This window comes from Microbacterium sp. NPDC076911, assembly GCF_040687125.1.
Classification (GTDB): domain Bacteria; phylum Actinomycetota; class Actinomycetes; order Actinomycetales; family Microbacteriaceae; genus Microbacterium.
In genome coordinates this window covers 221143-235921 of record NZ_JBFBMP010000004.1, presented here as the reverse complement: position 1 = coordinate 235921, position 14779 = coordinate 221143, and the positions used below count along the sequence as shown (strand labels likewise).

The window sequence follows — 14779 nt, the reverse complement described above, 5'->3', positions numbered from 1 at the left end:
CGCGCGCCTGTGCAGTGGGTCGGTGTGACCGCGCCGGACGATCTCGCGCCTACGAGCCGAGAAACTCTCGCGCAGCGACGACGAGGTTTGCGACGCCGTTCGACAGTGTCGGCTGCAGCATCGGTGCGAAGTAGGGCGAATGATTGGTGGGAATATCGCGTTCGACTGTGCCCGCCGCTGAGGCCTCAGCGAACTTCTGCGCGTCAATTCCGCCCCAGAACCAGTAGACGAGCGGCACGCCAGCTTCGCGCGCAAACCATGACACGTCTTCACTGCCCGTGAACATGCCGGGGTCGACGACCGTGCCCGCTCCGAATGCCGCGTCAAAGGCGGTGCGCAGTCGTGCGGTCGCGCCGGCGTCGTTGATCGTGGGAGGAAGAGTGTGATCGATCGTGATCGTGGGGGCTTGTTCGGCTCCGGATGCTGCCGCTTCGGCATTGATGATGCGCTCGACCTTGGTCATGACGCGCTCGCGCGCCTCATCGTCGGGATAGCGCAGGCTGAGCTCCAGCGTGGCATCGGGCGGAATGATGTTGTTTTTCAGTCCCGAGTGGATCGAGCCCACTGTGACGACCGCCACATCACGCGGGTCTACTTCGCGCGACACGATCGTCTGCAACCGCATGATCGTCGCGGCTGCCATCACCACCGGGTCGATCGTCGAATGCGGCCGCGAGCCATGCCCGCCTCGCCCATGCAATACAACGCGCAGACCGTCAGATGCAGCCATCTGCGTGCCGCTGCGCACGCCGATGGTGCCCGCGGGCAACGGGGTGACGTGTTGACCCAGCACGATGTCTGGCTTCGGGAAACGTTCGAGCACGCCGTCGGCGATCATTGCCTGCGCGCCCGCGCCGTACTCTTCGGCGGGTTGGAAGACGACCACGAGGGTGCCCGACCATTCGTCTTTCGTTTGCAAGAGCTGCTCGAGCGCACCGATCATGGCCGAGATGTGCATATCGTGCCCGCACGCGTGCATCACTGGCACATCGGTTCCGGCCGGATCTACCCCGCGCACCGTGCTGGCGTACTCAAGCCCGGTGGCTTCTTCTACGGGAAGGCCGTCGGTGTCAGCCCGCAGCCACACGACCGGACCATCGCCGTTGCGAATCGCCGCAGCGATACCGGTTTTGCCGATTCCCTCTTCGTACTCGATACCCAGTTCGTCGAGCTTCTGCGTGATGACGCCGGCCGTTCTCGTCTCTTGGAACGAGAGCTCAGGGTGGCGGTGCAGGTCGATGTAGAGCGCGTCGAGATCGATAGCCATGACCCGAGCCTACGACGAGCGAGCCTTCGACGTGGGTGACGTCTCGTTGAATCGGGCCGTTGACCCTCTCACGATGAGTTCATATGGAAGGCTCGTCGGCTCTTGCAACGGCGTCTCGCACGCCGAGGGTTCAAGCTCGCTCAGTAGCGCCTCGGCGGCGCGCTCCCCCTGACCGAGCGGAAATTGGTCGACCGTGGTGAGGTTGAAGAACTCGCCCAGATCGTGCCCGTCGATGCCTACTACCGAAAGGTCGTCGGGCACTCGATAGCCGAGCTCGCGCGCGGCGAGCAGCGCTCCGATCGCCATCTCGTCGGAGGCGGCGAAAATGGCGGATGGGCTGACGCCGGGCTTTCCCAGCAGCTGTTTGGCCGCACGAAAACCGCCCTCGATTGTGAAGTCAGCGGGTTCGTAGAGGGCTGCCTCCGCGGCGATACCGGCGTCGGCAAGCGCGTGTTCGAACCCCAAGCGGCGTTTGGTGGGCACGTGAAAGTCGATGTCGAACTCGGGGTTCGCGCCGATATGAGCGATCTCTCGGTGCCCCAGCGTCAACAGATGTTCGGTCGCAAGGCGCGCTACCGCGACGTCGTCCACAGTGAGCGTCGTGAGCTGTGGGTTGGGCCCGCCGATCGCGATAACCGGAAGGTTCAGCTGCCGCAATAACTCTGTCTCGGTCGCATCCAACTCGATTGAGATCGCCACAATGGCGTCGACCCGCTGGCGGCGCAGGAACGTCTGGAACACGTCACGCCGCTCGGCGCGATCCGCGGTGAGGTTGTACAGCGTGATGTCATAGCCACGGCGCATGAGCGCGGTGGCTATGCCGCTCAGCACGGTGGAGAAGAACCAGCGGTCAATGTAGGGAACCAGCACGCCGATGTTGCGCATGCGTCCTGACGCGAGACTAGACGCAGAGGCAGACACCACGTATCCCAGCTGCGATGCCGCCGTTTCGACTCGCTCGCGTGTGGGCGCGGAGACATTCCCGCGTCCACTGAGCGCGCGTGAGACCGTGGCGGTTGAGACACCGGCGCGCCGGGCAACCTCGTCAATGCTCACCATCTTGTACGTCCCCCGTCGCTGCGCCCGCCGTTTTCGCTAGGAGCCGACGAGCCAGACCGTTGTGTCGCCCGGAATCTCTCCGGAGACAACTGGCCCGCTGCTCGCGATGATGGTGCCGTGAGGCAGCTTGATGGCAGAGGAGCCGGTGTTGCCGATCACTGTGATGTCACCGTTGCGAAAGGCCACCGTGTTCTCGCCGAAGCCATCGAGCCACTCGACCGACCCCTCGCCGAGCTGGTGAGCACGGCGCTGCTCGAGCAAGGTGCGATAAAGCGTGAGCGTTGACGACGGATCCCCTTGCTGTTGATCGCGCGCCAGCGCCTTCCACTCGGCCGGTTGCGGCAACCAGGAATCTCCGGATTCACTGAAGCCGTATGCGCGGCCGTCGGCAGTCCACGGAATCGGAACACGGCACCCATCCCGGCCATAGCGCTCGCCGTTTGTGCGGAACCAGGTGGGATCTTGGCGTGCTTCGCCGGGAATGTCGATCACTTCAGGAAGGCCCAGCTCTTCGCCCTGGTAGAGGTATGACGATCCCGGAAGGGCCAGCATGAGTGTCGTGGCGGCTCTCGCGCGGGCTAGGCCCACGACCGGGTCGGGAAGACCGGGAGAGTCGGGGCCGATGCCAACGCCCTGTGGATTTTCGGCCGTGAGCGCGAGGCGTGACGCATGACGCACGACGTCGTGGTTTGACAGCACCCAGGTGCTCGGCGCGCCGACGGCGCCGTAAGCCTTGAGGGAGCGGTCAATGACTGCGCGCAGAGCTGCGGCGTCCCATGCGGTCTCGAGATAGGCGAAGTTGAACGCCTGGTGCATCTCGTCCGGGCGCACCCACAACGCCGTTTTCTCTGGTGTGGGCATCCATGCTTCGGCGCATAGCGCACGGTCGCCCTCGTACTCGGCGACAACCTGGTGCCAGTCGCGGTAGATGTCGTGCACGCCGTCTTGGCCCCAGTAGGGAACGTCGGCCGCTTCGCCACCCATCGACCCTGCCTCGGGGTCAGGGGTGTAGTCGGGCAGTCCGTCGGCCTTGATCATGCCGTGCGCAACATCCACACGGAAGCCGTCGACACCACGGTCGAGCCAGAAACGCAAGATATCGCGGAACTCTTCGCGCACGACCTCGTTTGTCCAGTCAAAGTCGGGCTGCGACGAGTCGAAGAGGTGCAGGTACCACTGGCCGTCGCTGCCGTCGGCCTCCTCGATGCGCGTCCACGCGGGGCCGCCGAAGACGGAGTCCCAGTTGTTGGGCGGCAGTTCACCATTGGCGCCTTTGCCGTCTCGGAACATGTACCGCGCGCGTTCTGCACTGCCTGGAGCAGCCGCGAGAGCTTGCTGAAACCAGACGTGCTGGTCAGACGAGTGGTTGGGAACAAGATCCACGATGATCCGGATGCTGCGCTCGTGCGCGGCGGCAAGCATGTCGTCGAAGTCGTCTAGCGTGCCAAAGAGCGGGTCAACATCGCAGTAGTCCGACACGTCGTAGCCGGCGTCTTTTTGAGGAGACCGTTGGAACGGGCTCAACCAAACGGCATCGACGCCCAGATCAGACAGGTCGCTCATGTGTGAGGTGATTCCGGGCAGGTCGCCAATCCCGTTGCCCGTGGCATCAGCGAACGAACGCGGGTAGATCTGGTAGATCACCGCTGTGCGCCACCACTCGTTGCCAACGCGGCCTTTGGATTCTGCGGGGAGCGTGCTTGGAACGGGAGGAGTCATTTCATCAGCGTAATGCAAGCGCTTACATCCTGTGAGGTTGAAGGTCAGGTGGTCGTGCTGTCGCTCAGTCGGGCGTGCGACGCGGGGTATCGTGGGCGAGTGAACGCAGCCCTAGAGCGCGCCCAGTCGCTGATCCGCACCATACCCGACTATCCCGAAGCGGGTGTGATGTTTCGCGACATCACCCCCCTGCTGGCTGATGCCGCGGCGCACCGAGCGGTGATCGATTCGATGATCGAACCCTTCGCGGGTGAGTTCGACATCGTGGCGGGGGTTGAAGCGCGCGGCTTCTTGCTTGCTGGCGCGATCGCCGTGGCGGCGAATGTCGGACTCGTGCCCATTCGCAAGGCGGGCAAGCTACCTCGACCTGCCGCCGCAGTGTCGTACACGCTTGAGTACGGCACCGCGACTATTGAGGCCCACGACGACATGGCGCCCGGTTCCAGGGTGCTGCTGGTTGACGATGTGCTCGCCACCGGAGGCACACTGGTCGCCGCCCACGATCTGGTCTCAAGACTCGGTGGCACCGTCGTAGGCACTTCCGTGCTTATGGAGCTTGAGGCGCTAGGCGGGCGCTCCGCGGTCGGCGACGTGCACGCTGTCTTCGCCGCCTGACCTGCCCCCGGCGGGAGTCGTTTCCCCTCGGTGGTGGTGCCGGAACACCCCTGGCAATAGCCTGTTCGAATGACCTGCGATCGTCTTCGCTAGGTGGACAGGAGCATTCTGCAATGGACGATAAGTCGGCAACCCCCACGATTGAAGCGCAACATGCCGAAGCGCTGAGAGAGCTGCCATTCTCTGACACACGCGACCTTGAAGATGCCCAGCGCGGCTTCATCGCCGCGTTAGAGCCAGGAATCGTGCGCAAGGCAGACGGCACCGTCGTCTGGGACAACGACAGCTACGCTTTTTTGCAGGGTGAGGCACCCACGACGGTTCATCCGAGCCTTTGGCGCCAGTCGAAACTCGTTGCGACGCAGGGCCTGTTCGAGGTGACGGAAGGCATCTATCAGGTGCGCGGTCTTGACCTGGCGAATATGACGATCGTCGAATCAGAAACTGGCATCATCGTCATCGACCCGCTTATTTCGACCGAGACTGCTGCAGCAGCGATCGCTTTGTATCGCCAGCACCGCGGCGAACGCGCCGTTGTCGCAGTGATCCATACTCACTCGCATATTGATCATTTCGGAGGCATTTTCGGAGTGACGTCGCAGGCCGAGGTGGACTCTGGTGCTGTGCAGATCATCGCGCCCGAAGGCTTCGTCGAAGAGGCCGTGTCGGAGAACGTCTATGCGGGCACTGCAATGGCGCGTCGCGCCGGTTATATGTATGGGCAGGCACTGGAGCGCGGCCCTCGGGGCGCGGTTGGCGCCGGGCTCGGCCAGACCACCTCGACCGGTGAGGTTGCGATTATTGCTCCTACGCTCGAGATCACCACCACGGGTGAGGCGCACACGATCGACGGGGTTGAGATCGAGTTTCAGATGGCGCCCGGCACCGAAGCGCCGGCAGAGATGCACTTCTATTTTCCCAAGCACCGCGCGCTCTGTATGGCTGAGAATGCCACGCACACGCTGCACAACTTGCTGACCTTGCGCGGCGCACTTGTTCGTGACCCTCACGTATGGGCGCAGTACCTCACCGAGGCGATCGACACCTTTGCTGGTCGCGCCGATGTGGTGTTCGCTTCGCACCACTGGCCCACATGGGGTGAAGAGCGCATCGTCGAGTTCATGTCGACGCAGCGTGACCTTTACGCCTACCTGCACGACCAGACGTTGCGCTTGATCAACAGCGGCTACACCGGCTCTGAGGCCGCAGAGGCGTTCGTGCTGCCGCCCGCGCTCGAAAATGCGTGGAACGCACGCGGCTACTACGGCTCGGTGAGTCACAACGTCAAGGCAATCGTGCAGCGCTACCTCGGCTGGTTCGACGGCAACCCAGCACGCCTGTGGGCACACACGCCCACCGAGATCTCAGCGCGCTACGTCGACGCGATCGGTGGCGTTGACCGTGTCGTCGAGATTGCGCAGACCGCCTTCGACGGTGGCGACTTCCGCTGGGCGGCCACCCTGCTCGACCACGCGATCTTCGTGGATGAAAACCACGCAGCCGCACGCACGCTTTACGCTGACACGCTCGAGCAGTTGGGCTACGGCTCGGAGAACGGCACGTGGCGCAACTTCTTTCTGTCGGGTGCAACGGAGTTGCGCGGCGAGAATTTCGGAACGCCCACCAAAACCAACGCGCCGACGCTTCTGGCTCAGCTTTCGCCTGAGCAGCTGCTTGACTCGATCGCGATCCGCATCGACGGACCCAAGGCGTGGAAGCTTGATCTCGCTTTCGCGTTCGAGTTCACCGACCTGGGTCGGCGGTTCTTCATCACCGTGAAAAACGGGGTCTTGGTGTACCGCGAGACCGCAGACGGCGAAGTGGGCCTCACGGTCAAGCTTGCCAAGCTGCGCTTGCTCGCCATGCTGGCGGGCGACTCTGAGTCACCGGGTGTCGAGTTCGTGGGTGACGCCGAAATTCTGCAGCAGTTGCTCGCAGTACTCGACCAGGGCAACGACGCGTTCAACATCGTTACGCCGTAGCTTTTGATTCGAAGACCCGTCGCATGCCTGAAGGTCGGGCCTGCGGCGGGTTCTTAGTGGGTGGGGTCGTGATTCTGGCTGGGCTGTCGGTGTGACCCACGTACGCTCGAGGTGTGGAAACCCTCGCAGCTATCGCCCTGTTCGCAAACGCCGTCTTCAACGCCGTGGTGTGGCCGCGTTTCTACCCCCGAATCGCAAACGACACCCGCGCTGGTGAGCCGGGTGCGCGCACCGCGTTTTACCGCGTTCATGTCGTGCTGATCACGATCGCCTTGGTGTTCGCGGCGGCTTCCCTCGTCATTGGCGTGCTGCTTCTGATCTAAGTGCCTGGTCGTACCAGCGTGTTGCGGGTCTGTTTCGCCCCGTGAAATCCGCGAGAAGTGTGCGCCGTTGCTGTATCGGCGAGCATGGTGGGGCTCTACGGTCTTGATCACAGCGACGGGGCGACACTCCGTGTGCGCGCCGCGATAGATGGGAGCGTGCCATGACGAAGACCGACGAACCACCCGTCGACAAGAAAGCCGCCCGCAAAGCGCGAGCTCAGTCGAACACAGTTGATTCCGTGCCAATGATGGGCCGGTTGTTTCCGTTAGGGCTGCAGCACGTTCTGGCGATGTATGCCGGTGCCGTCGCGGTGCCGCTCATCGTGGGTGGCGCGCTCGGCTATTCGTCAGAGGACATGGCCTTCCTCATCAGCGCCGATCTGTTTGTCGCCGGTATCGCCACGATCATCCAGTCGGTGGGCTTCTGGAAGTTCGGTGTGCGGTTGCCCCTGATGCAGGGTGTGACCTTTGCTGCTGTCGGCCCGATGATCGCGATCGGTCAGAGCGAAGGCATCCAGGCAATTTTCGGGGCTACCATCGCCTGCGGCCTGTTCATGATTCTTGTGGCACCGTTCTTTGCGCAACTGCTGAGATTCTTCCCGCCGATCGTGACCGGCACGGTGATCCTCATCATCGGTCTGTCGTTGATGCGCGTCGCGGCCGGCTGGATAGTCGACGGTTCCGAAGATGGCGCGCCACCCATAAACGTCGCTTTTGCCTTCGGCACGCTGCTGTTCATCATCCTGATCGAGCGCTTCGCGCCACCGGCGTTGCAGCGAGTGTCGGTGCTGCTCGGTCTCGTGCTTGGCACGATCGCCGCGCTCTTCGTTCCCGGTATGGTCAACTGGTCGGCCGTTGACGGCGCCCAATGGTTCGCCGTGGTGACCCCGTTCCACTTCGGGTTGCCGACTTTCCAAGTCGCATCCATCGTCTCGATGCTCATTGTGGGTCTCGTGATCATGACCGAAACGACCGGCGATATGATCGCCGTCGGCGAGATCGTTGAGAAGCCGGTCGGTCGTAAGCAACTTGCTGACGGTCTTCGCGCTGATGGTCTGGGCACCGTGATCGGCGGTGTGTTCAACACGTTCCCCTACACCGCATTCGCCCAGAATGTCGGCTTGGTTTCTCTCACGGGTGTGCGCTCGCGCTACGTCGCGACGGCAGCCGGTGTGATTCTGGTGGCGCTGGGTCTCATCCCGAAGGTTTCGGCCGTGGTCGAGGGGGTGCCGCGCGCCGTACTCGGTGGGGCGGGCATCGCACTGTTCGGCATGGTCGCCGCATCGGGAATCCGCACTCTGACGAAGGTCAAGTTCAACAACAAGAACGTGCTCATCGTCGCGATCTCGGTTGGCGTGGCGCTGCTGCCGACCGTGACGCCGACGATCTATGACCAGTTTCCTGAGTGGTTCACTTTGATCTTCGACTCGGGCATCAGCGCAGGCGCCATCACTGCGATCTTGTTGAATCTGCTGCTCAACTCTGAAGAGATGCGGGCAGCCAAGATGAGTGACCCGAGTATCGGGTCTTATGACGCCGTGCGTGGCCCCGCCGCTGCCGCGCTCGTGCACCCCGACGCTCGGGGAACGGGCCTGATTCCCACTCAGCTTCTCGAAGACAAGCCAGAAGTGGATGCTGCGCCCGGCGCCATCGCCGAGCCTGCGCCACCCGCTAGCAAAGACTGACGTTTCCAGCACCCGGTGGCGCGGCGCTGCCCGACGCAGGCGCCGCGCCACCTATTGGATCAGCTGACGAGCGGCGCGAGCCGCCTCGCTGCGGGCCGGAGCGAGGCCAGCACGTTTTCTGGATTGCTGATGCGATGCACAGGGCCGGAGAAGCCAAGGGCGCCGGCGAGAGCACCGCGTTCATCGCGGATGCCGACCGCAAGGCAGCCGTAGCCCGAGATGAGCTCATTCATCTGGCGCGCGGCCGCGTACCTCGCCACATCGGCGATCGTGTCGGGTGAGAGCGCGCTGGCGGGTTCAGATTGTTCCGCAAGCAGGAGACGGCCCAACGCATACCGTTGTGGTTCACGTCCTAGGCGAACCGGATCACTGAACGGAAAGTCTGGATCTGAGTCCACCACTGAGATACGTGCATCGGTGTACATCACTACCTGAACTCCCCCGCGTACCGAACGGCGCACTTCGGTCAACAGTTGACGCGCAGCCGTGGATAAGCGCACGGGGGCTGCGGCTGAGGCGAGGTGTACGACCTTTGCTCCGAGCGCGAAGCCCGTGAGATCAGGGGTGCGTACAAGGAACTCGTCCTGCACCAGCAGGTTCAGCAGTCGATACGCCGTAGCCCGGGGTAGCCCGAGGGCGGTGGAGATTTCGCGCGCAGTGGCACCGGGCCCAAGTTCAGCGACGGCTTCGAGCACCGTGAGTGCACTGTGAATGGCCCGAGGTTGCCGAGCACCTAGATCTGCTGCTGCACCAGGCATCACGAGAGTCGCCTCAGACACCGGGCGAGCTGTCGGAGGCGTCTCGTGCTGGCGGCCTGCCTCGGTGGGCGTCATTGACCCCACCGAGCACGTGGGCTGCGATGGGCTCGTCGTACGTGCCGATGCCTGCAAGCGAGGCAGCCCCGCGCCGCAGGCGCCACGCTACGAGGCACGCCGCAATTGCCGCAACGACAAGGGCTACCGTCACACCCAGGTTTCCGCGCATGCCCTCGTAAGCCAGGTAGATCAAGAGTCCGCCGGCTAGAGCGATAGTCGAAACGATCGCAATCAGCGTCGAAGCGAAGGTGTTCTCGCCGATGCGGCGCAAGAAAACCGGGGCAGCAATGCAGACAAGAGCGTAGGCGACGATGTAGCCGGTCGCTGAAATCGCGATGACCGATTGCATGGCCTCCCACGGGCTGTTGCCGGTCAGTACCGCCAAAACTGATCCCAATGTGACTAAGGGAACGGCGACACCGATGGCGACGATGGGGGTTCGATGGCGGGCGTGAACCTTTCCGAACGCCCGGGGCGCAACGCCGTCGCGACCCATCGAGAAAAGTAACCGGGTGAGCGCGGTGGTCGAAGCAATCGCGCACGCGAGAAACGATCCGGTGATGCCGAGATCGATCAGCACGCCCAGCTGCGCCGCGCCGAAAGCGCCGGCGAGATCGTTCACCGGCGATGTCGACTGGGCAAAAGACTGCCCGAGAGCGGCGAACCCCGCGATCTGGGTGTACGCGGCGAGCACGTAGAGCACCGCGGAGACAAGAACTGTGCCCACGATCGCACGCGGGATGTTGCGCAGCGGCGATCGCGCCTCGACACCCAGCGTCGCCGCGCTTTCGAAGCCGACGAAAGCTGTCAACGCCAGCACCGCGCCTGCGGCCAGACCAGCCGCCGAGAGATCATCCAGCGCAACGATCGCACTGAGATCGATCGGGCCAATCTGCACGAGTAAGGCGATGAACAGCGCCACGATGATCGCGACAGACACGAGTTCGACCACCAAAGCCAAACGTGATGACAGGCGAATTCCACGCACCAGCACGATCGCAAGCACTGCGGCCTGACCCGCGAGGGTCGCAGTGGTGGCTAGCGGTCCCCCGAATGATGGCCACAAGGCACTAATGAGCAATGTCAGATAGTGGGCTCCCCCAAGTAGTGCGAACACAGAGATGAAACCGTAGCCGATCATGATCGCTGCTCCTGCGACGACGGCAGCACCAGAGCCCAGACCTTTGGAGACGAACGTGTAAATCGAGCCAGCCGTGGCCATGCGCTTGGCGAACTGGTTGATGGTCGATGCGATCAGCAAAGCGAGCACTCCCGCGACGGCGACGGCAAGGACTGCCGCTGAACCCGCGACGCCAGCGACCAACAACACCACGGTTGTTGCAGCAGCAGACGGAGCGACGGCAGCGACAGATTGAGCGAGCACGTCTGCGAAGCCGACGCTTCTACGGTCGAGGCCGTCGAGCGGTGAACGTGAGCCAAACCCGTGCACTGGTTGCGGCCGTGCAATCGCGCGTTCGAGTGCGGACATGAGCTCCTCCGAGGGTTGCCGCCAGGTTAGGCGCTGACCGTTGCTCCATCGCGTCCCGCGTGTTTCCGGTGTGTGACGCCGAATGAGACATCTGAGACGGCACGTCTCAGATGCCGTGGTTGAGGCTTCACGCTGCTGAGACAGCGGGGCAACTCGAGTCAGTCATTGTCGATCTATCTGCACCATCTGCCGCGGCTAGCTCCCGCACATCACCCCTACACAGAAACGGGCACGACATGACTCAACTGCAATCTCAGGGAGTCGAGGATTCCGCGAAACGCGGCCTCACTGGTTCTCTCGGCGTCACGGCGATCGTCTTCATGGTCGTTGCCGCTGCCTCTCCTCTTACTGTCATCGGTGGAGCGGCGCCCCTCGGCATCCTGATCGGAAACGGAATCGGCTTCCCTTCGCTGTACGCGATCAGCGCCGTCATCTTGCTCTTGTTTTCGGTCGGTCTTGCGGCCATGACGCGTCACGTTCCCAAGCCGGGAGCATTCTTCACCTATGTGGGCTACGGCTTAGGTCGCTCGACCGGACTCGCCAGCGCATGGCTGGCCATGCTCACCTACACGACCATCCAGGTCTCGGTTCATGCCTATGTCGGCTACATTCTGTCGATCACGCTCGAGTCGCTCGGCGGACCGGTTGTGCCGTGGTGGGTCTTCTCCCTCACCGTGATCGCGCTGGTCGGCATTCTTGGGTTTCGTCACATCGACCTGTCGAGCAAGGTGCTTGGCGTTCTGCTCATTGCCGAAGTTGGCATCGTGATCGCGCTGGTGATCGCAGTTGTGGCCACGGGCGGCGAGGAGGGCCTGAGCCTTGCACCGTTCGAGCCCGCCAACGTCGTCAGCGGCTCACCCGGAGTCGGTCTGATGTTCGCGATCGCCGCTTTCATTGGTTTCGAAGCCACCGCAATCTTCCGTGACGAGGCAAAGGACCCCGACAAGACAATCCCGCGCGCGACGTACGCTGCGGTCATCGGCATCGGCATCTTCTACACCGTGTCATCGTGGGCGCTCATCATGGCGTGGGGCCCGAACGGCGTCATTGACGTTGTGGCTGAAGATCCGGGCACGTTCATCATCACCACCATGGCGCGCTATCTCGGCGTTATTGGTGAAGTGGGCGTCAATATCTTGCTGATCACAGCGATGTTTGCATGCGTACTGTCGTTCCACAACGTCGTCACGCGCTACCAGCACTCCATGGCCAACGCTGGCGTGCTGCCCGATCGCCTGGCGAACGTACACGCTAAGCATCTGTCACCCCATGTGTCCTCGCTCGTCCAGACGGTGACGGCAGCGGTGCTCATCATCATCTTCGCGTCGCTGGGGCTCGACCCCGTGCTGCAGGTATTCACCTGGTTCGCAGGAGTCGCGACGCTGGCGATTGCAGTGCTGATGGCTATCACTTCGCTCGCTGTCATCGTCTACTTCGCCAAGACGAAGAGCGATCGCCGCGTCTGGAACACGGTCATCGCTCCCGCCCTTGGCTTCATTGGACTTGTGACGGCGGCCGCACTAATCATTGCGTACTTCCCGATCATGGTCGGCGACGCAGATGCCGAGGGTGCGCCGGTGTTCGGTGGCGTGAGCTGGTTCCTGTTGTCACTGATCGTGATCTTCCCTGCGATCGGCTACATCCAAGCGAGCTGGATCAAGAACAAGCGGCCTGCCGCCTATGTGAAGCTGACCGACTCGATCGCCGGCTGACTGAAACAAATATGTACGGCCGCCGCCGACCTCATCCCGGCGGCGGTCGTCCTCGTTCCGATTGAAGGAGAAATCCATGACCATTCTTGATTCCGCGACTGACTCTGCCTACACCGCCCCTGCCGCCCCGGTTCATCCCCTCGCCTCGCTGAGCTCTGCCGAGATCGAGGCTGTGCGACTCTTGGTTCTCGGCTTCGAAGACTTCACGGAGACAACCCGATTCGCATACGTCGGCCTCGAAGAGCCGCTCAAGAACGAAGTTCTTGCCTGGGAGGCAGAGAGTGGTGCGCTGCCGGATCGCCGTGCTCGGGTACAGCTGCTCGATATGGCTACGGCGCGATCGACTGACAGCGTCATCTCGATCACGACCGGAGCCGCAATTTCGCACGATGTTCTTGATGGGTCAAACGGACAGCTCGCCATTCTTGATGCTGAGTTCGAAGACGTCGGTGTGATTCTCGCCGCAGACGAGGCATGGGTAGCGGCGCTTGCGACTCGTGGTCTCACGATGGACCAGGTCGTCGCCGTGCCGCTGTCGCCAGGCAACTATGGCTTTGCCAATGAGGAAGGCCGGCGAATCCTGCGTTCGTTCGTGTTCCGCATGGACCACGAAGCAGACCACCCGTGGGCACACCCCGTTGCCGGACTCACCGCCTACGTCGACACGGCCAGCCGTTCGGTCATCGAGATCATCGATACCCCCGGCTACGACGTGCCTGAGACGTCAGGAAACTTCGATGACCCTGCCATGCAGGGCGCTCCCCTCGAGGGCTTGAAGCCGATCGTGATCACTCAGCCGGAGGGTCCGAGCTTCAATGTCGACGGTGAGCACGTCACCTGGGGCAACTGGAAGCTGCGCGTGGGCTTCGACATGCGCGAGGGTCTCATCATGCGCGAGTTGAGCTTCGCCGACCAGGGCGTTGACCGCCCAGTGATGTATCGCGGTTCGGTGAGCGAGATGCTGGTGCCATACGCCGAGCCGAACCCGAACCGCTTCTGGCAGAACTATTTCGATACCGGCGAGTACATGTTCGGTCGCTACACGAACTCGCTTGCGCTCGGGTGCGACTGCGTGGGTGAGATCAAGTACTTCGACGCTGTGTTCGCGGACGAACTGGGCATGCCGCGAACCGTCTCCAACGGCATCTGCATGCACGAAGAAGACTTTGGCACCCTGTGGAAGCACACCGACATCTTCACGGAATCTCAAGAAGTGCGTCGTGCGCGGCGCCTGGTGATCTCATTCTTCACGACTGTGGGCAACTACGACTACGGCTTCTATTGGTACCTGTATCTCGACGGCACGATCGAGTGTGAAGCGAAGCTCACCGGAGTTCTGTTCACATCTGCCTATCCCGGAGACGCCGAAGACGGCACGCCGTACCCCTACGCCTCTGAGGTGGCTCCTGGACTAGCAGCGCCTTATCACCAGCACCTGTTCAACATGCGCCTCGATATGACAGTGGATGGTGTGGCGAATGTCGTCAACGAGATTGATGCCGTCCGGTTGCCTATCTCCGAAACGAACCCGGTCGGCAACGCCTTCACCAAGAAGGTGACGCCTATTGAATCTGAGGCCGTCTCGGGTCGCGTCGCTGACGGACAGGTAAACCGGGTGTGGCAGATCGCCTCGACCGAAAAGACCAGTGGCATGGGCCAGCCCACGTCATACATGTTGTTTCCCACTGAGACACCCACGTTGATGGCGGCGAGCGATTCAGTGATCGCCAAGCGGGCCGATTTTGCGACAAAGAACCTCTATGTGACCAAGTACGACCACTCCGAGCGATACGCCGCGGGTGACTTCGTCAACCAGCATCCTGGCGGCGGCGGGATTCCCGAGTTCATCGCGGGAGACGAGCCCCTCGTGGGTGAAGATCTCGTACTTTGGCACACCTTCGGCTTGACGCACTTCCCGCGCAATGAGGACTGGCCAGTCATGCCGACGGACTACGCCAAGTTCACTCTCAAGCCATACAACTTCTTCGACCGCAACCCCACGCTCAACGTGCCACCGCCTGTCAGCGCCCACTGCGCGGCCGGCAATCCCGCTGATGAAAAGCCCGAGGCTGCCGCCCAGGATTCCTGCTGCCACTGACTCGGATCGGACTCA

11 protein-coding genes are annotated in these 14779 nt (G+C 62.6%); 6 read left to right on the top strand and 5 right to left on the bottom strand.

The features are described 5' to 3' along the window. Positions 1-49 precede the first annotated feature (49 nt). The 3 genes from AB0O81_RS08010 to AB0O81_RS08000 are packed head-to-tail and all read right to left on the bottom strand — an operon-like array spanning position 50 to position 4045. Positions 50-1267, bottom strand: a complete 1218-nt coding sequence (locus AB0O81_RS08010) for an amidohydrolase (protein WP_363583032.1) — start codon at positions 1265-1267, stop codon at positions 50-52. A gap of 9 nt (positions 1268-1276) precedes the next feature. Beyond that, on the bottom strand, positions 1277-2326 hold the full coding sequence (locus AB0O81_RS08005) for a LacI family DNA-binding transcriptional regulator (RefSeq protein ID WP_363583031.1): 1050 nt from the start codon (positions 2324-2326) through the stop codon (positions 1277-1279). 36 nt (positions 2327-2362) lie between these two features. Beyond that, entirely contained in the window at positions 2363-4045 is a 1683-nt protein-coding gene (locus AB0O81_RS08000) for a glycoside hydrolase family 13 protein (RefSeq protein ID WP_363583029.1), read from the bottom strand. A 99-nt stretch (positions 4046-4144) separates the two neighbouring features. Between AB0O81_RS08000 and AB0O81_RS07995 the strand changes: the two genes are divergently transcribed. From AB0O81_RS07995 to AB0O81_RS07980, 4 genes are all read left to right on the top strand, one after another. Continuing rightward, positions 4145-4660 carry an adenine phosphoribosyltransferase gene (locus AB0O81_RS07995; RefSeq protein WP_363583027.1) on the top strand — a complete coding sequence of 172 codons (516 nt, stop codon included), beginning with the start codon at positions 4145-4147 and terminating at the stop codon, positions 4658-4660. Positions 4661-4773: 113 nt separating this feature from the next. Next, a complete protein-coding gene (locus tag AB0O81_RS07990; protein WP_363583025.1) occupies positions 4774-6642 on the top strand; it encodes an alkyl sulfatase dimerization domain-containing protein in 1869 nt (622 codons plus the stop codon). Between the two features lie 113 nt (positions 6643-6755). Then, a complete protein-coding gene (locus AB0O81_RS07985; protein ID WP_363583023.1) occupies positions 6756-6965 on the top strand; it encodes a hypothetical protein in 210 nt (69 codons plus the stop codon). Positions 6966-7126: 161 nt separating this feature from the next. Continuing rightward, positions 7127-8650, top strand: a complete 1524-nt coding sequence (locus AB0O81_RS07980; protein ID WP_363583021.1) for a nucleobase:cation symporter-2 family protein — start codon at positions 7127-7129, stop codon at positions 8648-8650. 59 nt (positions 8651-8709) lie between these two features. Here AB0O81_RS07980 and AB0O81_RS07975 read toward each other — a convergent pair whose 3' ends face one another. Both AB0O81_RS07975 and AB0O81_RS07970 read right to left on the bottom strand, forming a co-directional pair. After that, entirely contained in the window at positions 8710-9483 is a 774-nt protein-coding gene (locus AB0O81_RS07975; RefSeq protein WP_363583019.1) for a helix-turn-helix domain-containing protein, read from the bottom strand. Further along, positions 9422-10954 carry an APC family permease gene (locus AB0O81_RS07970; RefSeq protein WP_363583017.1) on the bottom strand — a complete coding sequence of 511 codons (1533 nt, stop codon included), beginning with the start codon at positions 10952-10954 and terminating at the stop codon, positions 9422-9424. The genes AB0O81_RS07975 and AB0O81_RS07970 overlap by 62 nt, the downstream gene beginning before the upstream one ends. A 236-nt stretch (positions 10955-11190) precedes the next feature. Here AB0O81_RS07970 and AB0O81_RS07965 point away from each other — a divergent pair, with 236 nt between their 5' ends. After that, on the top strand, positions 11191-12666 hold the full coding sequence (locus AB0O81_RS07965) for an APC family permease (protein WP_363583015.1): 1476 nt from the start codon (positions 11191-11193) through the stop codon (positions 12664-12666). A gap of 76 nt (positions 12667-12742) precedes the next feature. Then, on the top strand, positions 12743-14764 hold the full coding sequence (locus tag AB0O81_RS07960) for a primary-amine oxidase (RefSeq protein WP_363583013.1): 2022 nt from the start codon (positions 12743-12745) through the stop codon (positions 14762-14764). The last annotated feature ends 15 nt before the right edge of the window (positions 14765-14779 follow it).